Raw genomic sequence first — 22940 nt, 5'->3', positions numbered from 1 at the left:
TATAATTTCTAATAGCTTAGTATTTATAAGAAATAAATAATCAAACTGAAATTAATTTAACTATCTGTAAGATGTTTTTTTACATATAGTAATTTTAGCGATTAAGAATAATCAAAAAGTTACAACAAGAAATTTTAAATTTTATAGGAATCAATCTAAATATAGAATATAATGGCTTAGGCTTGTAAATTGTTTGCTTGTAAGCTTACCTTTGCTGCTTTTTAAAAAAGATTTAAAAAAGCATTTTGAAGGAATATTTTTACTTTTTACGCGGAAACTTTAAGAAAGTTAGTTTTGGATGGTTGCTCACTTTCCTCTCCAGTTTTGGTCAAACCTTTCTTATTTCCCTTTATGTTCCTGAAATTGTTAAAGCTTTTGCTATTACCGAAGGAACCTTTGGGGCAATATATGCCGGTTGCACCGTAGCGGCTTCAATAATTATGCTTAGTGTTGGCCATACGGTAGACCATAAACCGGTAAAAAAAGTGACTGCTTTTACTGTCTTAAGCCTGGGATTATCAAGTATTTTACTCGGACTTTCCTATCACGTTGCGGTACTTTTTGTTGCATTAATGGGGCTTAGGTTATGCGGGCAGGGACTAATGAGCCATATAAGTATGACCATTATCTCTAAGTATTTTGATAAAAACCGCGGAAAAGCACTTAGTATTTCTTCATTGGGGTATTCTATGGGAGAGGCTATTTTCCCAATTATTATCACCTCAATAATAGCTTTTTTTGATTGGAGAATTGCGGCTATTGTGAGCGGTGTTGCTTTACTATTATACCTGATTAGATTAAAATTCACCAATCTCATAGATTTTGACAAACAACTTTCTGCTGAAGGAAAACCCTCTACCTGGTCGCTTTTAAAAGATTATAAAAGTGTAGTTTTCGATAGGCGATTTGGCATTATGATGCCTGCCAGTTTTATCCTGAGTTTCACCAACACGGCTATCTTCTTTTATCAATATGTTTTTGTGGAAGATAAAGGCTGGTCACCACAACTTTACGCTACATTTTTCACGGTTTATGCAATCTCAAGATTTTTATTTTCGCTACTAGGTGGAACCTGGGTTGATAAATTTACTGCGAAAAAAATGTTCAGACTTTATCTAATCCCAATGACCCTGGGCTTAATCCCTTTTGCTTTAATGAATAGCATCATTGGAGCACTTCTGTTTTTAATTACTGCAGGAATTACCACAGGAATGTCTGGCACGGTAAAAACCTCTCTTATCGCCGAGATCTATGGTACTGAAAAAATGGGCGCTATACGAAGTGTGTTTACCATGTTTATGGTAATTAGTACCGCCTTGGGTCCTTTGCTGGTTGGTTTTATGATTGATGGTAATTTCGATTTTAGCACTATTATTCTTCTCTTATTTGCTGCAATGCTATTAATTAGCCTTAACTCACAACGAATAAAGAATGTTACGAAAGTTTCAGCGCTTTAAACTAAAAGAACCTTTAAGGGTTTTAAAACCTTCAATTATAATATGATACCAATAGTCGTTAGAAGGAAGAGCGCGACCATTTAAAGTACCATTCCATTTAAAAGTTTCCCCGGCACCCGATTTTAATAATTTTCCATAGCGGTCAAAAATTCTTATTTCTGAAGAAGGAAAGTATTCTAGTCCGTTGATGCTGAAAGTATCATTATAACCATCTGCATTTGGCGTAATAAATTTAGGAATAACAATATGAGGAAATTCCGTTGTAACGATATTACAACCTGAAAGGTCTCGCATATATATGGTATAAATTCCACCGGAAACAGCAGTGAATATATTGGATGTTTGATAAGAATTTCCGTCTAAAGAATATTCAAAATCGCCTTTGTTAGCCGGTGTAATAATAATATTATCCAAATCGGAATTCACACGTTCTATTTTCGCAATGTCTACCCGGTTTATTTCAAAATTCTTTGTAGTAGAGCAGCCTTCGGGAGTGGTGAGAATAACGCTAAAACCCCCAGGCGTATTTATTTCAATTTCTTCGGCAGTCTCACCGGTAGACCATTTATAAGTAAGTCCGGTTAAACCGGCATCAAGAATAAGGTTTCCGCCATCACAAAGTTGCAAAACTTCATCTTCCACCTGCGGACTTTCATTAATAGTAAAATTTATAGCTGTTCGTGAACTGGGCTGGCAGTCAAAACCTTTATTTATAGCTTGAACATAATATATTCCCTGTGTTTTTGGTAAATAGGAAGTAGTATTTTCGGCGATCAGGTTATTATTTTCATCATACCAATTAGCCGTTTCATTTTCTTCAATTTCAACATTTAATTCAGGTATTTCATCATCGCTACAAATACTAACATTGCCGTCGCTTTCGGGCGGATTAGGGGTTTTTAGAATATTTACTGTAAAAATCTCAGAAACAGAGCTGCATAAATTAGTGTTTAGATTCACAGGATCTTCAGCCACTTTAACTCTATAAAACCTGGTATTATTTAAAGAAGGCGTATTATATTTCTCATCGGTTTCACCTGCAATGTCAGTCCAGTTTTCATTATCACTACTCTCCTGCCACTGATAGGCGTGCGTATTATATACCGAAAAATCTGGAGTAGCTTCAAGGCTAAGATTTACCGGGGCTTCTTCGGCACAAACATCTAATCGGTTATTACCATTTTCTGAAGTAACGATAGTAAAGTCGCCGCAAGACCTAAAAATTATATCATCTATGGCCAAATCGTTTCCGCAGCCACCAACTCCATTATTATACATTTTTAGAATTACGGCCTCCTGCCCTACTTTGGTTTGAAAAGTAAGTGCATATTGTTCCCATTTAGGAGAATTTAGTGAGGGAATATCTCCGGTATTGCCTTCTTTTAATAAATTGGAATCGGTTTCGTCCCAGATCTCAAAACGTACATTAATAGGAATTCCTCCATTTTCACACCCCATACTGGAACGATCATAGATATTCATTAAAAACGCAGAGAATTCATAAGAGGTATTCTCGCAAAGTCCCGTAATCTCTGTTTGGTAAAAAAGTCCGGACGTATAGGAAGCGTTTACAATTAAAGCATTACGGTTAGAAACCGTTGTGGGAGGTAAACTGGAATGCCAGGTGGTAATATTATTCCCAATTTGACTGGAAACCGTATATGCTCCATCTTGCGGATCCTGATTTACATAAATATAATTGGTAGTACCGGAAGGTAGTTCTGTAGCAGATTCAAAATCTTCATGAAAAATGGGATCGCCTTTGCTGCCTTCACAGAAGCCTAACTGGGCATAACCTGAGGTACATAAAAACATTAGCAAAACAAGAGGATAAACTTTCATCAGCTTTTAAAATCTACTTTATAATGAAAATAAACCACTAGCTAATAATTACCGCTTTTTAAGCTGCTAATTGTTGTGCCTGATATTTCGCAGGTTTCATCTTCTCAAAAATACACAATTACAGGGGTTATTGAAACTGCATTTCAATTTTCTCAAACTGATAGGCATTAGGCCAGTTTTGACTTTCGGCTTCAGCGGCAATTTTGAGAATTCTGAGTTTAAATTCTGCTAAAATTCCTTCTTTCAGAATAAACCTGACGGCTTCTTCAAACGATTTAAACATACTTTTACAAAAAGCTTCTTTTAAATTGCTTTTTTCCTCAGCAAAGGTTTGCGTAATTTCAATATTAAAAAGCATAAGATCTGCAGTTAAATGCGCTTCTACGCCAAGTTGCTGAAAATGTTTTATTTCCTTTTGGGCTATAGATCTACGGGCTTTTGGTTTCCGCCTGGTTTCAGGAAAATACTCCTTGGAAATCTTTAATTTAGACTTCCGTATTAGTTCTTCTTCTCTTGGATTAAAAACGAAATCATAAAAAACTTTTACCGGCTTAAAACGCTCATAAAGGTCTACAATTTGTTCCTCCAACTGTTCTTTGTCTAATTCTTGCAGGTATTTTTTTAATTGGCGTTTACTCATTTAGCTGAATTTTGTTTTCGCTATAGTTTTTTGAAGATTTTCTGAAATTTCTAATAACCATTGTACCTGGCTGCTTACCAATTGGGCTTCCTGTAATTTTAATTGTACGTCTTTTTGATCTTTTTCCGACTTTTCTTTTAATTGACTTTCCCTTTCTGCCAGTAACTCTTTATAGGTTTTAAGCAAGGCTGAAGCTGCCTTTTCTGTTCTGGCACGATCAAGGTTTTTTAGCTCCTGAGTTTCTTCCAAACCTTTTTTAGCATTTTCAAGATTTGTACAAATATGAGAAACAAAAATCTCGAAATTTTTAGAAGCAGCCGTAGTTTTATGGTTTTGAATAAAAGTCCCTAAAGAGGCCAAGGCAGAAAGGAAGGTTTGATTTAAACCTACAATTTTATAAAGTTGGCCCAATTCTTTTTGCTTGAATTTGGGCTCCTGCGTCATTCTTTGAAAAGAAGCACTTAAATTCCCCATTTCCAAAAATGCTTTTTTCCTGGAAAGTTTATAAGACGTTGGTAAAGTTCCTTTTTCATGGTAAAAATTATCAATTTCTTTCAGGTACTTTTTATTTGCACTAATACTTTCCTGAATCACACTTTTAATATGTTGTGACTCCCAGGCGGGCCAAAGAAGAAGATTTCCCAGGGCAGCCAAACCGGCACCCAAAACTGTATCTATAACCCTAAACTGAATTACATTAAAAACATCCGGTTTTAAGAGCGAATAAATAAAAATAATACTCAAGGTAATAAAAACCGCCGCTGTTCTATAATTCCGTTGTAACAATGAAAAAGCCAGGGTTAGTGAAAACAGTCCTAAAATACCATAGACTACCTGATTTTTAATTACAAACACAATTCCAAGGGCAATTACCGCACCTATTAAGGTTCCTAAAATTCGCTGTTTAGAGCGATCTTTTGTAAGTCCGTAATTAGGCCGCATAATCACTACAATGGTAAGAATAATCCAATAGGCGTTTTCAAATGAAAAATATAAGCCTATGCTAAAACCTACTAAAACCACTATAGCAAGCCTTAGGGAATGTTTAAAAATTGGAGATCCAAAATTAAAGTTTTCTAGCAGTAGTTTTGGATCATAATCCTGCGGAGTAATGAACTGGGAAACTTCCTTGTTTTTTAATAACATAGGTTCCCGGGTATCTAAATTATGTAGAACCCTCACTATGGTATTGATTTTTTGTCCCTGTTTTTCTAAATAATCAAATAAGTTTTGGAACAAAAATGTCTTTTCGGAATTTTCTGAAGAAATAAGCACCCGAACTTCTTTAAAGTTTTCTTCTATTCCTTTTAAATATTCCCGAATTTCTTTAGAGGAAGATTCTTTTTTCTTTTCAATAACTATAGAAATTTCATCCAGCTGAAAAGCGATCTTTTTAATCAGTTTTTTAAAGCGTTCCAATAATTCCCGGTCTTCCCCCAGAACTTCGTCCATCTTCTTATAATCTACCGGATTGGCCATCGCCAATTCTAAAATATCTACCAGTTCTATAAAAATCAGCAATCTTTTACGGGCATAATTGGAATTTCCGGAAGCTCTTCTGGCGCTAATCAATAAATTTCTAAGACTTTCATGTTTCTCGTTTAGATCGCTTTGCAGTAGAAATAATTCTTTTTGAAGCCTTTCTCTATCATCGGTTTCGGTTAGCAAATGTGCCCTTGTTTTTAAGTATTGAGCAGTGAGCTCCAGGCATTCGGCTAAAAGTTGTTCGGTATGATGTTTCGGATTTATTAAAGTCCAAAGATTACTTAAGAGTAAGTAAAATAACCCGCCACCTGTAATAAGAAGGCCTCTCTCCCAGGGAAGAATTTCAGTAGAAATATTCGCAAAACTCAGTACAATGGCAAATAAACCAGCAAATGCAACCAGAGAAGCTCTAAAACCATAAACAGCCAAATAGGCTATTCCAAACATTAAAAAGCCTAAAAGTGGTAAAACCAGCCAGAGGTATGCCGAAGCATAAGCCATAATTACAGAAACAACTCCTGCTAGCAAAGCTGCTATAATTACTCCAATATTACGGTGTCTAAAACTTCCGGGGATATCACTGGGCGAACTTAACAAGGCTCCCATCGCCAGGACAGTACCTATTTCAAAATTCCCCAACCAAATAAAAGTACCTACCGGCAAACCTATCGCCACGGTAAGAACCATAGCTTTAGAAAAGTCGGTACTTCTTAAGTATTTCAGGAATTCCTGCCAGTAATTAGGGATGATATTGGGCAAATCTTATGCTTTTAGATTGGCAAAGTTACGGTGTATTATAGATTATCTATCACTCCTTTAAGAAATGATAACATTTACTCGATAATCGAGATTTAAATAATCCAGGGTTTATTTCAAATATTATTTTGGCTATTCAGGCATTTTAGGCTTACTCCCAGATAGTTAATAAAAAATCTATTTTAGCCTTTTTATAGATTAAGATTTTAAGTTTAAATTAATAGTTGTGAGTTGCAGGGTTCTGATCTTCGCAGTAATTTAAACATGGACCGAAATTTTTAACCTATACACACATTTTTTTATATTTCTGTATATCAATTTAGTAGGTTAAAAAAATGGTTAATAATCAAAAAACTGATTTAAGATGAATAAGAGCATACTATTTAAAAACCGACCAAAAGGAAAACCAGCACTTTCAGATTTTGAAATTACCGAAATTGAAAAACCTTCTCCAAAAGATGGAGAAATTCTATTAAAGACGAAATATATTTCCGTAGATCCATATTTACGCGGAAGAATGCGCGATGAAGAATCCTATATTCCTCCTTTTGAATTAAACAAACCCATAGAATCTATGTTGGTTGCTGAAGTTATAGAAAGCAACAACAAAGATTTTAAGACTGAAGATGTCGTAAGCGGAATGTTGAAGTGGGAGCTTTTTCAAACCCACACGGGTGAGAATTTGAATAAAATTGACACTAACCTGGCCAAACCAAGTGCCTACCTCGGTATTTTAGGTTTAACCGGGCTAACCGCTCATTTAGCGCTAAAACATATTGGAAAACCGGAAAAAGGAGAAACTCTTGTTGTTTCCGGGGCCGCCGGTGCTGTGGGAAGTGTAGCCGGACAAATTGGAAAAATTAAAGGCTGCAGGGTTGTTGGAATTGCAGGAAGTGATGAAAAGATTGATCATATAAAGGAGAAATTCGGTTACGATGAAGGCATCAATTATAAGACCACTGAAAATATGCAAAAAGCCATTGAGAAAAATTGTCCCGATGGTGTAGATGTATATTTCGATAATGTAGGTGGTGAAACCCTGGACGCAGTTATGATGAATATTAATCGTTTTGCCCGAATTATTAATTGTGGTGCGATTTCTATTTATAATGAAAAAGGAGTGCCAACCGGCCCAAGGCTTGAAGGCATTATGATCAAAAAGAGTGCTTTAATGCAGGGCTTTTTAGTGCGTAATCATTTTGATGAGTTTAAAAGTTCTATTAAAGAATTGGCAGGATGGTTAAATGAAGGGAAACTTAAATACGATGAAACTATTGTAAAAGGTTTCGATGAAACACCGCAGGCATTTTTAGACCTTTTTGAAGGAAAAAATACCGGCAAAATGGTGGTTGAAATTTAGGAAGGAATCTTAAGAATTGGAAATAAAAAAGAGGTTGTTGGAAATTTTTTTAAATCGTCATCCTGAATTCATTTCAGGATCTAGCATGTAATAATTAAAACATATTAGAAGCTGAAACGAGTTCAGCTTGACGATCAGACTTTTCTAACAACCTTCTTTAAATAGTAAGAGGTTAAATCTATTGCTCCTGGTCTGTTGGCATAATATATACATCATTAATGTTAGCTCTTTTTGGCTGATTTAATGAATAATAGATTGCTTCAGCAATATCTTCTGCCTGCAATGGAGTTAATTCTTTGAACATTGGCTCCATATCTTTTTTGATCTCATCATCTGTAATGGTATCTGTTAGTTCTGTAGATACAAATCCTGGATCTATAGAAGTTACATTTATTCCGTAATGAGGAGCTAATTCTGCTCTAAGTCCTTCGGTAAACATTTTTACCGCTGCTTTGGTAGCACAATAAACAGCTCCACCTGGGTAATATTTGTGTGCTGCACTAGAAGAAATGTTCACTATATTTCCGCTTTTTTGCTCCATCATTGTTGGTAGCACTGCAGAAACACCGTTAGTTACTCCTTTTATATTTACATTTATCATTTTATCCCACTCATCGGTATGTAGATTTTTAACGTAAGAAAGCGGCATTAATCCGGCGTTATTTATAATTCCCTCAATACTTCCAAATTCTTCTAAAGTTGAGGAAACAACCTTTTTAAAATCTTCTTTCTTTGTAACATCAGCAGGAACTACGAGAGCCATTCCGCCATTTTTAACGATCTCATCTTTCAAAGAATTCAATCTATCTTCACGGCGTGCACTCAATACTACATTAGCGCCCTCGTGAGATAATTTTTTAGCGGTAGCTTCTCCAATTCCACTTGAAGCTCCAGTTATAATTATAGTTTTTCCTTTAATACTCATATCTAATTTTTTTGGTTCTACTTAAAATTAAGACAGAGTGTAGTAACCACCCAGCAATTTTAGATTTTTAGTATGGGTTTAACGGCATAGCCTAACATGCATCAATATTAAACCACAAAAGCTCTTAAAAAATTGGGAAACTTAGTCTTTTAGATATTCAGTGATTTCTTTTATGGTAGCCCGCGCGCTTCGGCCAACTCCAATTAAAGTAGCAGAAGCATAGCCTGTCCAGCCACCATAACCTACTAACCAAAGTCCGCTAGTGTTTTTGGCTCTTGTTCCGTCGGTTTGAATTTTTCCTTTAGAATCGCTATCTGTAATATTATTTAAATGATTCATAGCATAATGAAAGCCGGTACACCAAATTACAAGGTCAAAATCCTCCTTGGTGCCGTTTTCCCAAATCACGCCATTCTCGGTGAATTCGGTGAAACTCCCTTTGGTTTTGAGCACTCCCCTTTCCCGGGCTTCCTTAACTGTTGGAACCATAACGATATTTCCAAGATTATAGGCTGCGGGATCGAATTTCTTCCCTTCCTTTTCGGCTTTATATTTTGCGGTTGCCACATTAAAAAGTACTCTGCCATCTACATCGTCTGGCAAATATTCGGGATCTCTTAGAGTTGCCCAACTGCTATTTGCTACTTTAGAAACTTCGGCTAAAATTTGTGCTCCGGAATTTCCTTCCCCAACAATAAGTACATTCTTATTCTCAAGCTTATCTGTATTTTTATATTGAGCCGAATGAATTTGTTTTCCGCAGAAAATATCTATTCCTTTTATCTTCGGAATAAAAGGCGCCTTCCAGGTTCCGGTTGTCGAAATTACTGTTTTTGCTGAAAAATATCCTGCTGAAGTTTTAAGTTTAAAAACACCTGATTCTTTTTCTACATTCTCAACTTTTACCGGACGTTTAACGGGAAAATCATAACGTTCTTCGTACTTGCACAAATAATTTATCACGTGATCTTTGGGTGGAAATCCATCTTCGTTCTTAGGCATAAGCCAACCGGGGAGCGATGACTGATCTGCCGGAGAGAAAAGCCGTAAAGAATTCCATGTTTGTTGCCAGGCTCCACCGCAGCTTTCCTGCTCATCAAGTATTAAATAATTCAGTTTTGTTCGTCTTAAATAATAAGCGCAGGCGAGTCCGCTTTGGCCACCTCCAATTATTATTACGTCGTAAACTTCAGCCATTATGCTAATTTTTCTTTAGGATAATATTTTTGTTTCAACCAAAACGCGACACTTACCAAACCAATTAAAACCGGAACTTCAACCAACGGCCCAATTACTCCGGCAAAAGCCTGGCCACTATCAATTCCGAAGACAGCAATCGCTACCGCTATGGCGAGTTCAAAATTATTTCCTGTTGCGGTAAATGAAATGGAAGCATTCTGCTTATATCCAGCACCGAAATATTTAGAGACAAAAAAGCTTATAAAAAACATCAAAATAAAATAAACTACCAGCGGAATAGCAATTAAAACAATATCTATCGGGATTTCTACGATGGTTTCACCTTTTAGGCTAAACATCACTAAAATTGTAAATAAAAGGGCAATAAGTGTTAGTGGTGAGATTGCCGGAAGAAACTTTTCTTTATACCACGCCTCTCCTTTTGCTCTAACCAGGAACAACCGACTTAAATAACCTGCCAGGAATGGAATTCCAAGGTAAATAGCCACGCTCTCAGCAATTGTACCAATAGAAATATCTACAATAGCACCTTCAAACCCAAAATATGGTGGTAAAACGGTGATAAAGATCCAGGCATAAAAACTATAGAAAAACACCTGAAAAATACTGTTTAAGGCTACCAAACCAGCTCCATATTCGCTGCTGCCCTCGGCGAGGTCGTTCCATACCAAAACCATAGCGATACACCGCGCAAGTCCAATTAAAATAAGTCCAACCATATATTCGGGATGATCCTGAAGAAAAATTATAGCCAGAAAAAACATCAACAAGGGACCTATAATCCAGTTAAGTAATAAGGAGATGCCAAGAATTTTTACATTTCTAAAAATACTTGGTAAGTACTTGTAATTTACTTTAGCTAAGGGCGGATACATCATTAAAATTAATCCAATAGCTATGGGAATATTGGTAGTGCCCACACTATAAGAATCTATAATCCCAGCACTGTGTGGCATGTAATAGCCAATAGCTACCCCTATAAACATTGCCAGGAAAATCCATAGGGTTAGAAATTTATCAAGAAAACCCATTCTTTTTCGAGCCATAACTAGATAGAATTTTTATTTAGTAAACTACTTCGGAGTAAACTCACGAAGCATCAATGTTGAAAAATATAATTTGATTTCGAGGCAAGCCTCGGAGCATTCAATCTCGATTATCGAGTAAATAGATTTGAAATTTTGCAGAAGAATAATTCTGCGAAGTCTGTTACGCTTTTAGCGAATTAGCAACACTCATCTTTGTTTGGAATATGAGTATCAAGAAAACTATGAAAAAGCTGTTTTACCTTTGCCCACTTTTCTGTATTGATACAATAGCAAACCCGTGTTCCTTCAATATCACCTTTTATTAAGCCAATATTCTTTAATTCTTTTAAATGTTGAGAAATGGTAGGTTGTGCGAGCCCAACTTCCTGCACCAGGTCGCCGCAAATGCAGGACTTTGACTTTATAATTTCCTGAAGTATGGCAATTCTTGCAGGATGCCCCAGAACTTTAGCGATGCCCGCCAGTTCATTTTGAGAAGGAGTGAATATTTCAGATTTTGTAAGACCCATTTTTAAATTGTTTATTGCAATATTACGATAAAAGAAAAGATTAAAAAAGAGGCTGTCTGAAAAGTTCAATTTTCGTTAAGCCAAACTTCTTTTCAGTTTCTATGATGTCTTAATTAAAAACAACTTAGATTCTGAAATAAATTCAGAATGACGGATAAAATAACCTTTAAAACAACCTCAATCTATGTTCTTTAATAAATTATTTCTGAGGTGGTTGCGATGGTCTTACCTCTATCTTACTTGGTAGGGTACGTTTATTCATTTTTAATAGATCTACCACTAATTCCCCGATATCTTCCGGTTGAATTTTCCAGGCATCTTTTTCATTTGGAGTATGGTCGTTAAAATGAGTAGCCACAGAACCCGGCATAATTGTACTTACATTAATTCCTTTTTGCCTAAGATCTAACATCACCGCTTGTGTGAAACCTGTTAAGCCAAATTTACTGGCATTATAGGCAGCTCCACCGGCAAAGAAATTAGTACCAGCAAGACTGGAAATAGTAATAAGATATCCTTTAGATTTTTCTAAAGCATCTAAACTGGACTTAACGCTATAAAAAACTCCTGTTAAATTGGTATCTATCGTTTCCTGCCATTTTTCTGGAGATAATTCGTCTATAGATCCAAAGTGTCCAATTCCGGCATTTGCAACCATTACATCCAGTTGCCCAAATTTATCTATTGCCGCTTTTACAGCTTTTTCCTGACTTTCGTAATTTCTAACATCGGCTTCAAGGCCTAAAGCATCAGTTGCGCTTAATTCTTTCGCGGCGTTTTCAGCTGCTTCTTTAGATCTACTTGTAATAGCCACCTTCATTCCCAAATCTAATAATGATTGGGCTACTCCATATCCAATACCCTTACTTCCACCGGTTATAAATGCTACTTTTCCTTTTAATGAACTCATTATATTTCTTATTTTTTTGATTGAGTTAAAGTTACTAAACAATGTTATTTTGCTGAAATCTTTAGGACTAAGATATTGTTAATATTAAAAGAACTTTCTGGTCTAAGTTTATTAAGGCTTATTCTCCTGGCTTCTAATATTAAAAATTGAATTTTACAAACTCATTATCTTATCTATGGCTTCTTGAATTTACACTTAATTTCTTTGTTAAAATGTTTTATAAAACCACGAAAGCAGTACATTTGCAAAAAATAGTATAACCTGATTAACTTATTTTCTCTTGAATAATATTAAAGCCCAGAAATTACTCAATAAAATTCAGCGTGATTTAATGCGCAACGGAATTATTACCAATACGTTGGTAAACGACCTTAAAGAATTAAGACCCCTTGTAGTAGAAGAAGGACAGCCTTTATTAGCTAAAGTAATTAGGTTAACCTTTGAACACGTAGATGCTTACGATTCTTTTAATATAGCCATCCCGGGAGATGAGCCAGTGGAAGAAGGAGAGGAAGCACCGGTACAGGAAGAAACAACCGGTCAGGAAAGTCTGGATTATTTACTTTCCCTAATGGCCGACCCCTCAAATCGTATAAATGAAATTGAATTGCGAGAGTACGTGAACGCATTCAACGAATACGCTGAAGAACATTAGATTGTAGCTTTTAAAAGTATTACGGCCTGATATTTGAAAGATATCGGGCAAAATCTTATGGAAATATATCAGTAAGAATTAATCTTGGGGTAAACCCATAAGGCATTAAGTTGAGTAAATTAATATTCGGTGTAATCCCGAAGCTTGATAAACTCACTTAGTGAGTAAATTGCTAAAGGAGAATTGGATGAAGAAAGATGCGAAATCTAAAAAGAAGTCGCGCATACGCTTATTGCACCAGTATTATAGCTATACTGGTTTTTACAGTTTTGTTTGGAATAGCGTTAAAAAAGCAATTTTACCAATCGTTTTATTTATAGCTGCACTTTGGGCTATAGATAGATTTGTTCTTGATATTGAAGACATGTTGGTTACGGTAACCGAGACCTACTCACCTTTAGGTATTATTAGTGTTTTCTTTGCTTCAGAATCTTTACTTGGGTTAATTCCTCCTGAATTATTTATCGCCTGGTCTGGTAAATCTGCCAGTCCTATTTTATACCTTTCTTTATTAGCCCTTGCATCTTACCTGGGTGGGGTTATCTCTTATTTTATGGGAAGGTGGATGACTAAAATTCCAGCCGTTCACGAAGCTATTGAAGTGAAAATGGCACAACACATTAAAAATACCAGAAAATGGGGTGGCTTTTTAATTATTGTAGGAGCTTTATTGCCTATTCCATTTGCAATGACAAGTATTGCAGCAGGTATTATAAAATTTCAATTCCCCAGTTTCTTAATGTTTGGCTTATTACGTTTTGTGCGTTTTTACCTTTATGCCCTGGTAATTTTTGAAATGGTATAAACATTAAACTTTTCCCAAGTATTCCTTTTTTTGAATTCAAAAAACTAATTTTAAGAAGCTAACCTTAAAATTAAACTTTAAAATGGATTCTAAATTAAAAAAAATGGCCCGTGTGGGTTATGTTGCAAAAGCAACTGTATATGGGATTACCGGAATACTTACCTTTATGGCCGCTTTTAATATGGGCGGACAAAAATCTAGTAAACTACAGATAATAGAATTTTTAGAAAAGCAACCTTTTGGTAATGCCTTACTTATTTTAATGGGTCTTGGCTTACTATGCTATGCGGCCTGGAGATTTATCCAATCTTTAAGTGATCCCGAAAATATTGGAGATGATAAAAAAGGCAAAGGTAAACGAGTAGCATACTTTATAAGTGCTGTTATTTATTTAGGTTTATCTGTTTATGCGTTTATGACGCTAATAAATGCCGGTTCTTCTGGAGGAAGTTCGGGTGGCGGACTTACAGGAACACTTGGTGTGGTAGTTTTTGCTGTAATTGGTGGCGGACTAGCCATAGCCGGTATATTTCAATTTAAAAAGGCCAAAACCAAGGAGTTTTTACAAGATTTTGGCTACGATTCTATTAGTGATGAAAAGAAAAGAAAGACAATTAAAAACACCGGTTATCTTGGTCTCATTGCCCGGGGAATAATATTTGGTATCCTGGCTTATATTTTTATAAGAGGAGCCTTAGCCTCAAATACTTCTAATATGAAAGGTACTACAGATGCATTTTCGTTTTTACAGGAATCACAATATGGTTCCTGGTTAATGGGAGTGGTAGCCGCTGGTTTTGTATGCTATAGCATTTATGTTTTTATGCTCGCCAGATATAGAAAGTTCAAAGCTTGATGTTTTGTTAAACCCTTACCAAGAACTCGTTAAATCTAATTATTGACCTATTATTTCTATGTAATTTCGATTGAAATAACCAATAAACAATAATTATGTTAACGATAATTCTAAACATTTTACTACCGCCACTAGCCGTATTTATGAAACACGGTTTAGGCATGACATTTTTAATAAGTCTTTTACTAACCGCGCTTGGCTGGATTCCAGGTGTTATTCACGCTTTTATCGTGAATGGTACGCGCTAAGTTTCTAAAACCGATATAAAAAAGGTCTGGAGTTATTTCCAGACCTTTTTTATTTACATCAAGGCAAACCTTAAGACATCTAAACCTCGATTATGAGATAACTAATTGTCTTTTTCTTCACGTTTTACCACTTCTTTTTGCCAATCCCAGGCGCTTTTTAAAGCTTCATCTAAATGCTTTTCGGTTTTCCAGCCTAATTCTTCATTGGCCTTTTGGGTATCTGCATAGGCAGCCACAATGTCTCCCTCTCTTCTCCCTACAATTTTATAAGGCAGCTTTTCTCCGGTAGAACGTTCAAACGAATTAATAACTTCCAGAACCGAACTTCCTTTTCCTGTTCCAAGATTAAAGACTTCAAAATTACTCTTTTCTTTCTTTTGCTGAAGTCGCTCTAGAGCCACTACGTGCGCTTTGGCAAGATCCATCACGTGGATATAGTCTCTTATACAGGTTCCATCTGGCGTTGGATAATCGTCACCAAATACAGAGAGTTCTTTTCTTTTTCCAATAGCGGTTTGCGTAATAAACGGAATCAAGTTTTGAGGCGTTCCAATTGGTAATTCTCCAATTTCAGCTGTAGGGTGTGCTCCTATTGGATTAAAGTATCTAAGCGAAATTGCCTTAAAATTCTTATTAATCTTAGCGGTATCGGTAAGAATCTCCTCTCCTATTTGCTTCGTATTTCCGTAAGGAGATTCAGCTTTTTTAACCGGTGCATTTTCGGTAATAGGCAAATCATCTGCCTGGCCATATACCGTACAAGATGAGCTAAAAATAAAATAAGCATTATCTTTTGCCTGCAATTCCTGAAGTAAGTAAATTAAACTCGCCAGGTTATTTTCATAATAAAGTAAAGGGTTTTCAACACTTTCTCCAACAGCCTTGGAAGCAGCAAAATGAATCACTCCTTCAATATTCGGATATTTTTCAAAAAATTCCTTAACCTTTGTCTTATCTCTAAGGTCAATGTTTTCAAAAGCTGGGGTTTGTTGTGTTATTTTAGTAATTCCTGCAAGTACATCTATAGAAGAGTTAGACAAATTATCTATAATCACTACTTCATAACCCTTTTCCTGAAGTGCTACAACGGTATGAGAACCTATAAAACCAAGTCCGCCGGTTACCAATATTTTTGAGCTCATTTCTTTTATTTTAATTAAGATGCAAATTAATAAAAATGAATTTGCTAAACCTGCCTGTGAAATAGAAATTCACCACTAAATATTTAAAGGAAAAGTCTATTCTAAATTACCAGATTCTCTATAAAACCTATATTTGCAATCTAAATTTTAAACTATGTCCCTAGAAAAGCAAAAAAAGGTTTTTAAATATGTAAGTATCCTGGAAGGGCTTTCATTTTTATTATTATTATTTATAGCAATGCCGCTAAAATATATTTGGGAAATGCCAGAAATGGTACAACAAATTGGAATGGCTCATGGTGTACTTTTTATCGCCTATGTTATGGGTGCTGTTTGGTTGTATAAACCACTAAATTGGAATTTTAAGTCATTATTAATAGTGCTTGGTTGTTCTTTGGTCCCTTTTGGTCCTTTTTATGTTGAAAAAAAATATCTTTAAACTATGGATATCGAGGAAGGATTTAAGAATCTAATCTGTCTTTTTGAAAATTTCTTAATAGACCAGGGCGTAAACTCTACAGTGGCGATTTACCTTAATTTGCTATTAAATATCCTGATTCTTATTCTTATAATTTTTGGAGTAAACTACCTCATAAAGAATTTTGTGATCGAGGCTTTTAAAAGTTTCACTAACAAGACCACCACTTCTTTTGATGACTTTCTTATAAAAACTAAATTCCCACAATATATAGGACAGATTCTTCCAATATACATCATATATATTACGGTTCCTTATATTCTATTCGAGTTTCCCCTGGCTATTAAATCTTTTTATTTTGTTGTAGACATATATATAATACTTCTTATCGTTTGGATTATAAGAAGCATCTTACGCGGGACAAAAGCTTACTTACGAACTTTAGAATCTTTCCATGATAAACCCGTAGAAAGTTATATACAGGTAGTGATGATTATTGTCTGGTTATTCGCACTACTATTTATTGTTGCAGAAATTACCGGCAAGGATGTTATAAATTTTATTATTTCTCTTGGTGCCGCATCAGCTATTTTATTATTAATTTTTAAAGATACTATCCTGGGGTTTGTAGCTTCTATACAGGTTAGTGTAAACGATATTGTTAGAATTGGCGACTGGATAACTTTTAGTAAATACGGGGCCGATGGTACGGTAACCGAAATTACCCTTGCTACCGTTCGAGTTCAGAATTTTGATAACACATTTACCTCTATTCCTACTTACAGCCTTATTTCTGAATCTTTTCAGAACTGGCGCGGAATGCAGGAATCGCCGGGAAGAAGAATTAAACGCTCGGTTTTTATCAAGCAGAATTCAGTTAAATTTATTACTTCTGAAGATTTTGAAAAATATAAAAAAATACAATTAATTGCTACCTATCTTAAAGACAGGCAGGATGAAATTAATGAATACAATACTACCCACGAAGTTGATACTGTGCTTCCACTAAACGGTAGAAACCAAACTAACCTGGGTATTTTTAGAAAATATATAGATACCTATTTAAATAATCACTCTGCAGTTCACAAAGAGATGTACATTATAGTACGTCATTTACAACCTACAGACCATGGGATTCCTATAGAGATCTTGTGTTTTAGCCGCGATAAACGTTGGGAAAACTTTGAATATATTACAGCCGATATTTTTGATCATGTAATAGCTGCCGTATCCTATTTTGACCTTCAATTATTTGAAGCTCCATCAGGTGATGATCTAAGAGATTATTTAGATAAGCAAATTATTCCAGGAACAAACTTGAAATAGAAAAACTATAGTTTAACCAAGTAAACTACCCCTCGGCAAGCCTACCAGGAATTAATTTTTCTCAATTTCCAGGGAAACCTGGAGCATTTAAATTTCAATTATCGATAAAAAAGGAATTTAAATTCTTAATTTTATTTAATCCATCATCTTTTTGGCAAAAATGGTAATAAAAAAATTATGACATTAAAAGGATTTCTTCAGGTTTTCGGGATTATTGCGGTGATGATGACGTTGGTTCCACTAATTGCGGCCGACTTTTGGTGGATACGAATATTTGATTATTTACATATTCAATTAACCCTACTTACTCTTACCGCAATTGCCGCATATTTTATTAGGTTTGATATTAAAAGAGCTGAAGATTATATTTTTATGGGCGTACTTTTAGCCTGTTTTCTTTTTCAGGTAGTGAAAATATATCCTTATTTTCCTCATAAAAATTATGAGGTTGGCCAGGTTTCCGAAGAGAATTTTAGCAATAAATTTAGCCTTTATACGGCCAATGTGTTGCAAAAGAATGAAAATCCAGATTTGATAATAGCAGATATAAAAAAGCAAAATCCGGATGTTTTACTTTTCACTGAAACCAATACCCGTTGGAAAAGTGATCTTGCTGAAATAACGGCTTCCTATCCTTATAAAGTTGAAGCTCCCTTAGATAATACTTATGGGGTGTTACTTTACTCAAGGTTAGCACTTAAAAATCCAAAGGTTAGTTATTTGGTAGACGATAGTATTCCTTCTATTCATAGTATTCTGGAATTAAGGTCTGGCAAAGAAATTATGTTTCACGCCATTCACCCAACACCTCCTATGCCCCAGCACAACCCATCTTCTACAGATAGGGACGCAGAGATGATGAAAGTGGCGTTTATGGCCAGAGATTCCAAATTACCTGTTTTAGTGGCTGGAGATTTTAACGATGTGGCATGGTCTGCTACCACAGCCCTATTCCAAAATGTTGGTGGGTTATTAAATACCAGGATTGGTCGCGGCTTCTATAATACCTTTGATGCCAGTAGTTTTTTGATGCGTTGGTCTTTAGATCATGTTTTTGTAACCGAAGAATTTAGGGTTGCAGATTTTAAACTGGGCAGCAAAATAGATTCAGATCACTTACCTCTTTATATAGAACTGAATCTTGAACCTGAAAAGGCTGCAGAACAAAAACCGGAGCCTGCTACAGAAGAAGAAATAAAGAATGCACGCGAGCAACTTGAGAAATTGAAAAAAAAGGCTAAAGAAGAGGCCAAGGATAAAAAGTAAGCCTTTTCAATCTTGTAATTTCCTTCATCAATAACAGCTAGCATCTAATTTTTAGGGCTTTTAAGTAATTTTCACCAAATCTCTTAAATAAAACCCAAAGTAGGTTTACGAGCTAGTATTCCCTGGTTTTCTTTCTAAATTTAATTATTGTTCAAGCCCGTTTAGAGCTATTATTTCGCTTTAAAACAGTGGTTATAGAATAATAATATTCAATTTAAAAACTATAGAAGAAACTAAGAATGCTGAATATATCTGAATTATCGGAGAAATCAATTAAACAAATTTTAACAATCCTTGAAGAAGATGGTAAACTAAGCGCTTCGCTTCCGGGAGGCGGTTTAATTCATATAGAAGATAATTTACCTTATTTGATCGTATACCGAAAAAGAGAAAATGATGAAGGTACAGAGCGAATAATTTTAAGCGAGGCTTCTTATCTTTTAATTGGAGATAAGTTTTTTGAAGCCTACCAAAATCTTATCTATGCATTAGCCGATAAACTCTCTACGGAATTTAAATCCTATATGGTTTTTGAAATCTATACAGGGGAACCTAATAACTGCTTTACTATAAAAGCACCTGCAGAAAAGCTGCCTACCTCTATAAAAGCGCTACAAAGAGAGCTCAATAAAATAAACGAGATATTTTCTGGACTTTATTTAAAGGCAGAGATAAAAGATACTCCAAAGCGCCAAAAAGAAGGTGATCAGGAAATATTAAGTATTGATAAAGCGAAGAAATCTGGTGCGGTAGTTGTCGGACTTGAAATACCACCGGTGTTTCGTAATGAGAACAACCAGGTTTACCCTGTTTTTTTAAGACAGTTTAAGGATTACCTTATAACCTGTATTCATAAAGCAATTTACGATTATGTGCGAGTTCAAACCACCAGTGGGGTGGGAAGTTATCTTGCTTTAGGCAGAAAACACTTAAAAGAAAAAGTATTTGAAATAGATAAAGCCCTGGCAAAAATAGAACGCTCTTACCAGTTTCTATGGTTAGTTTCACCCGCCAATATCCAGGATATAAAAAACACTTTTTTTGAAAGCAAATACGAAAAGGTATTAGATTATCACTATAGGTTACTTCCCATAGATCCAGATCTTTTAAAAAGAGAACTTTACAACTTGAAAATTGAAGATATAGACGATCCTGCTATGTCTCATATCTTTAGAGAAAAACGGGAAGAACTAGATCAACAGATCACCATGTTGAGTGAACGTGGCACCTCCAATTTCTTCTATAATAGCATTAGACTGTATAAAGGTTTAAGCCCTAAGCTAAGCGAAGAAGCCGGAGCAATTCTTAGGGAAGTTGATGAAGCTGAAGAAGATGAGAATACCGAGTTTATAGATGCAAAAGGCTTTAGTAGCCTTGCCCGGCGTGAATTCGATTATTTTGCCGAACAGGATGAAAATTTTAAAAGCAAGGTTCATATCCGGAAGGATGTAAATATTATGATGGTTAACAATGGGGAACTCTATATCCCGGCAGATTATAAAATGAATAAAACCGAAGCCACGGCACTTATTCAACACGAAGTTGGTACTCACGTACTTACCCATTATAATGGTACCCAGCAACCTTTAGAGTTACTAAGTAGTGGTTTGGCAGATTATGATCCCTTACAGGAAGGCCTGGCTGTAATGTCTGAATATTTAGTAGACGGACTTACCGCTAATAGATTGAGAACCCTAGCCGGAAGGGTTATCGCTGGATCAGCATTAATGGAAGGAGCCGAATTTCCTCAGTTATTTAGACTACTAAAAATGGACTATGGATTTTCTGCTCATAGAGCTTTTAATATTACTTCCAGAATTATGCAGGGAGGTGGTTTCTTAAAAGATATTATTTACTTAAAAGGTTTGGTGCAACTTCGTGATCACTTACAAAACGGTGGAGAGTATGAACCTTTACTTGCCGGTAAATTTGGATTAAAGCACACCAAAATTATAGAAGAATTAACCGAAAGAAAAGTACTAAAAACAAGCGCATTGCGCCCAAGTTATTTATTAACCGAGAATATGACCAATAAATTAAGCCTAATCAGGGAGGGGCTTCCCCTTTCAAAAATGATAACCCAATGAAAATTTGCTTTGTATTAAACGATATTGAAACTGAAAGTTGCGGAACTTCCGTAATGTTAATGACTATGGCTCATTCTAGAGAGCATGATGTTTACGCCATGGGCGTGGGAGATTTTAACTTTCATCACGATGCTCCTATAAGTATTAACAGTACTCAAGTACCAACAAATACCAAAACCAAATCACCAAAAAAGTTTTTAGAAGCTTTGCAGAGCTCTAAGGCCAGGAAAAAAAAGATTACAGCAAATAAACTTGATGTGCTCTTTATAAGAAACAACCCTACCGAAGAAGAATCTGGCCGCGAATGGGCAGAGCAAGCTGGAGTTGCCTTTGGAAGAATGATGCAGCAACAAGGGGTATTGGTGCTAAACGATGCTTATGCACTTTCTAATGCCTTTATTGATAAACTTTACTTCGAGGAACTCCCGGCAGAAATAAAGCCCAATTCTTTAATTACCAGGAAAAAAGAAGACATTTTAGAATTCTGGGAGAAAAATAATAAAAAGATTGTTTTAAAACCACTAGAAGGCTCGGGAGGACAAAATGTTTTCCTTGTAGATGAAAACGAAAAAAATATTAACCAGATCATTGAAACTATTAGCCAAAAGGGTTACGTTATTGCCCAGGAATTTTTACCGGCTGTTAAAGATGGTGACGTTAGAATTATTTTAATGAATGGACGGGTAATGGTAAAAGATGGGAAACAGGCTATTATTAGACGTGTTAGCGGAGAAGGTGAATTTAGAAGTAATTTTGCTCTAGGTGCCACAGCAGATAGTAGTGAACTTACTCCAGAGATGCAACGCATTGTAGATCTTACCGCACCAAAACTTATTCGTGACGGACTCTTCTTTGTAGGCCTTGATGTAGTAAAAGATAAATTGATAGAAATTAATGTGCTAAGCCCTGGTGGTATGGAACATTTTAAAGATATAGGATTACCCGAATTCTCTGATGTAGTAATTGAAGCTATAGAACGTAAAGTTGAATATAAAACTCTTTATGGGAATCAATTTACCAACAGGGAAATAGCCTGTATGGAATAAACAATATTTAAAAGGAACTTATTATGAGCAACAAACCAGACACACATATTCCCAGAATAATAGGGAAATATACCAGCAATAAAAAAGGACCTTTACTTTTTGTTACCGCCGGCATTCATGGTAATGAACCTAGCGGAGTCCAGGCTCTGGAAGAAGTTTTTAAGCAATTAGAAACAACCAAGCCAAAAATTGAAGGAATATTGGTTGGGGTATCCGGAAATCACAAAGCGCTAAATCAAAATAAGCGATATATAGATGAAGACTTAAATAGAGTGTGGACCGAAGAAAACATCAAACAAAAAAAGGATGAAACCCACGAGCAAAAGGAAATGTGGGAGATTATTGAAATTTTAAATCAATTTCCGGAAAAAAAATTCAATAAAAGATATTTCCTGGATTGCCATACTACTTCATCGGCTAGTCTGCCCTATGTCTCTGTGCAAGAAGTAAATGATAACGATAAGTGGGCACACAATTTTCCAACCTTTATAGTACGGGGATTTAGTGATATTATAACCGGGGATATAGACCATTATCTTAGTCGAATAGGAATGACAGGTTTTGTTTTCGAAGCTGGGCAGCATGAAGATAAAGCTTCTGTTGAAAATCATGAAGGTGTAATTTGGTTGGCCTTAAAAGAAGCCTGTAATTTAGATTTATCTCAAATTGAAACATATCCAGACTGTGTAAATCATTTTGCTGAAAAGAATGCTCCAGAGCAAAAAACCTTCGAGTTGGTTCATCGCCATGGATTAAAAGATTCGGATACTTTTAAAATGGAACCTGGATACGAGAATTTTCAGAAAATTAAAAAAGGAGAACTCCTTGCAAGACAGAATGGAAAGGAGTTGAAAAGTGAATGGGATGCCAGAATCTTTATGCCCCTTTATCAATCTCAAGGCAATGACGGCTTTTTTATAATTGAGGAAGTTGAAGGAAGGTAATTGTGAAACCTTAG

The 22940-nt window shown here is 35.5% G+C and carries 21 protein-coding genes; 12 read left to right on the top strand and 9 right to left on the bottom strand.

The window, feature by feature from the left end; genetic code table 11:
* Positions 1-245: 245 nt before the first annotated feature.
* On the top strand, positions 246-1457 hold the full coding sequence (locus B5X51_RS00945) for an MFS transporter (protein WP_079718993.1): 1212 nt from the start codon (positions 246-248) through the stop codon (positions 1455-1457).
* Here B5X51_RS00945 and B5X51_RS00940 read toward each other — a convergent pair.
* The 3 genes from B5X51_RS00940 to B5X51_RS00930 all read right to left on the bottom strand — a co-directional run bounded on the left by B5X51_RS00940 (position 1446) and on the right by B5X51_RS00930 (position 6183).
* On the bottom strand, positions 1446-3299 hold the full coding sequence (locus tag B5X51_RS00940; protein WP_079718992.1) for a T9SS type B sorting domain-containing protein: 1854 nt from the start codon (positions 3297-3299) through the stop codon (positions 1446-1448). The two genes, B5X51_RS00945 and B5X51_RS00940, sit on opposite strands and share 12 nt — an antisense overlap.
* A 127-nt stretch (positions 3300-3426) precedes the next feature.
* Positions 3427-3939 (bottom strand): DUF6155 family protein, encoded by a 513-nt coding sequence (locus B5X51_RS00935; RefSeq protein ID WP_079718991.1) that lies wholly within the window; start codon positions 3937-3939, stop codon positions 3427-3429.
* The gene (locus B5X51_RS00930; protein ID WP_245828683.1) at positions 3940-6183 is read right to left on the bottom strand and encodes an FUSC family membrane protein; all 2244 of its coding nucleotides are present in this window, start codon (positions 6181-6183) and stop codon (positions 3940-3942) included.
* Positions 6184-6544: 361 nt separating this feature from the next.
* On the opposite strand from B5X51_RS00930, the gene B5X51_RS00925 reads away from it, so the two are divergent.
* Positions 6545-7540: an NADP-dependent oxidoreductase gene (locus B5X51_RS00925; protein ID WP_079718990.1), complete on the top strand. Its 996-nt coding sequence runs from the start codon at positions 6545-6547 to the stop codon at positions 7538-7540.
* Between the two features lie 178 nt (positions 7541-7718).
* On the opposite strand, the gene B5X51_RS00920 is transcribed toward B5X51_RS00925, so the two are convergent.
* The 5 genes from B5X51_RS00920 to B5X51_RS00900 form a co-directional block, all read right to left on the bottom strand.
* Positions 7719-8465 carry an SDR family oxidoreductase gene (locus B5X51_RS00920; protein ID WP_079718989.1) on the bottom strand — a complete coding sequence of 249 codons (747 nt, stop codon included), beginning with the start codon at positions 8463-8465 and terminating at the stop codon, positions 7719-7721.
* A 141-nt stretch (positions 8466-8606) separates the two neighbouring features.
* Positions 8607-9662 carry an ArsO family NAD(P)H-dependent flavin-containing monooxygenase gene (locus B5X51_RS00915; RefSeq protein WP_079718988.1) on the bottom strand — a complete coding sequence of 352 codons (1056 nt, stop codon included), beginning with the start codon at positions 9660-9662 and terminating at the stop codon, positions 8607-8609.
* Positions 9662-10711, bottom strand: a complete 1050-nt coding sequence (arsB, locus tag B5X51_RS00910; RefSeq protein WP_079718987.1) for an ACR3 family arsenite efflux transporter — start codon at positions 10709-10711, stop codon at positions 9662-9664. The genes B5X51_RS00915 and arsB overlap by 1 nt, the downstream gene beginning before the upstream one ends.
* Positions 10712-10890: 179 nt before the next feature.
* Complete coding sequence (locus B5X51_RS00905; protein ID WP_079718986.1) at positions 10891-11223, bottom strand: ArsR/SmtB family transcription factor; 333 nt, start codon at positions 11221-11223, stop codon at positions 10891-10893.
* A 199-nt stretch (positions 11224-11422) separates the two neighbouring features.
* Positions 11423-12133, bottom strand: coding sequence for an SDR family oxidoreductase (locus B5X51_RS00900; protein WP_079718985.1), 711 nt, complete (start codon positions 12131-12133; stop codon positions 11423-11425).
* A 280-nt stretch (positions 12134-12413) separates the two neighbouring features.
* On the opposite strand from B5X51_RS00900, the gene B5X51_RS00895 reads away from it, so the two are divergent.
* From B5X51_RS00895 to B5X51_RS00880, 4 genes are all read left to right on the top strand, one after another.
* Positions 12414-12788 carry a hypothetical protein gene (locus B5X51_RS00895; RefSeq protein WP_079718984.1) on the top strand — a complete coding sequence of 125 codons (375 nt, stop codon included), beginning with the start codon at positions 12414-12416 and terminating at the stop codon, positions 12786-12788.
* A 187-nt stretch (positions 12789-12975) separates the two neighbouring features.
* On the top strand, positions 12976-13593 hold the full coding sequence (locus B5X51_RS00890; protein WP_079718983.1) for a YqaA family protein: 618 nt from the start codon (positions 12976-12978) through the stop codon (positions 13591-13593).
* 82 nt (positions 13594-13675) lie between these two features.
* The gene (locus B5X51_RS00885) at positions 13676-14449 is read left to right on the top strand and encodes a DUF1206 domain-containing protein (RefSeq protein WP_079718982.1); all 774 of its coding nucleotides are present in this window, start codon (positions 13676-13678) and stop codon (positions 14447-14449) included.
* Positions 14450-14538: 89 nt separating this feature from the next.
* A complete protein-coding gene (locus B5X51_RS00880) occupies positions 14539-14697 on the top strand; it encodes a YqaE/Pmp3 family membrane protein (RefSeq protein ID WP_079718981.1) in 159 nt (52 codons plus the stop codon).
* A 101-nt stretch (positions 14698-14798) separates the two neighbouring features.
* Here B5X51_RS00880 and galE read toward each other — a convergent pair whose 3' ends face one another.
* A complete protein-coding gene (galE, locus tag B5X51_RS00875) occupies positions 14799-15839 on the bottom strand; it encodes a UDP-glucose 4-epimerase GalE (protein WP_079718980.1) in 1041 nt (346 codons plus the stop codon).
* 154 nt (positions 15840-15993) lie between these two features.
* On the opposite strand from galE, the gene B5X51_RS00870 reads away from it, so the two are divergent.
* The 6 genes from B5X51_RS00870 (at position 15994) to B5X51_RS00845 (ending at position 22926) form a co-directional block, all read left to right on the top strand.
* Positions 15994-16278 (top strand): DUF3817 domain-containing protein, encoded by a 285-nt coding sequence (locus B5X51_RS00870; RefSeq protein ID WP_079718979.1) that lies wholly within the window; start codon positions 15994-15996, stop codon positions 16276-16278.
* Between the two features lie 3 nt (positions 16279-16281).
* Entirely contained in the window at positions 16282-17583 is a 1302-nt protein-coding gene (locus tag B5X51_RS00865; RefSeq protein WP_079718978.1) for a mechanosensitive ion channel family protein, read from the top strand.
* Between the two features lie 177 nt (positions 17584-17760).
* A complete protein-coding gene (locus B5X51_RS00860) occupies positions 17761-18849 on the top strand; it encodes an endonuclease/exonuclease/phosphatase family protein (RefSeq protein ID WP_079718977.1) in 1089 nt (362 codons plus the stop codon).
* Between the two features lie 239 nt (positions 18850-19088).
* Positions 19089-20936, top strand: a complete 1848-nt coding sequence (locus B5X51_RS00855; RefSeq protein ID WP_079718976.1) for a peptidase MATCAP family protein — start codon at positions 19089-19091, stop codon at positions 20934-20936.
* On the top strand, positions 20933-21982 hold the full coding sequence (locus B5X51_RS00850) for a glutathione synthetase (protein ID WP_079718975.1): 1050 nt from the start codon (positions 20933-20935) through the stop codon (positions 21980-21982). Before B5X51_RS00855 ends, B5X51_RS00850 begins: the two co-directional genes overlap by 4 nt.
* 23 nt (positions 21983-22005) lie before the next feature.
* A complete protein-coding gene (locus B5X51_RS00845; RefSeq protein WP_079718974.1) occupies positions 22006-22926 on the top strand; it encodes a succinylglutamate desuccinylase/aspartoacylase domain-containing protein in 921 nt (306 codons plus the stop codon).
* Positions 22927-22940 lie beyond the last annotated feature (14 nt).

The sequence above is a fragment of the Salegentibacter holothuriorum genome (assembly GCF_900168045.1).
Lineage (GTDB): Bacteria > Bacteroidota > Bacteroidia > Flavobacteriales > Flavobacteriaceae > Salegentibacter > Salegentibacter holothuriorum.
Note: the sequence above shows the minus strand (reverse complement) of the source record. Positions and strands in the feature narration are given on the sequence as shown.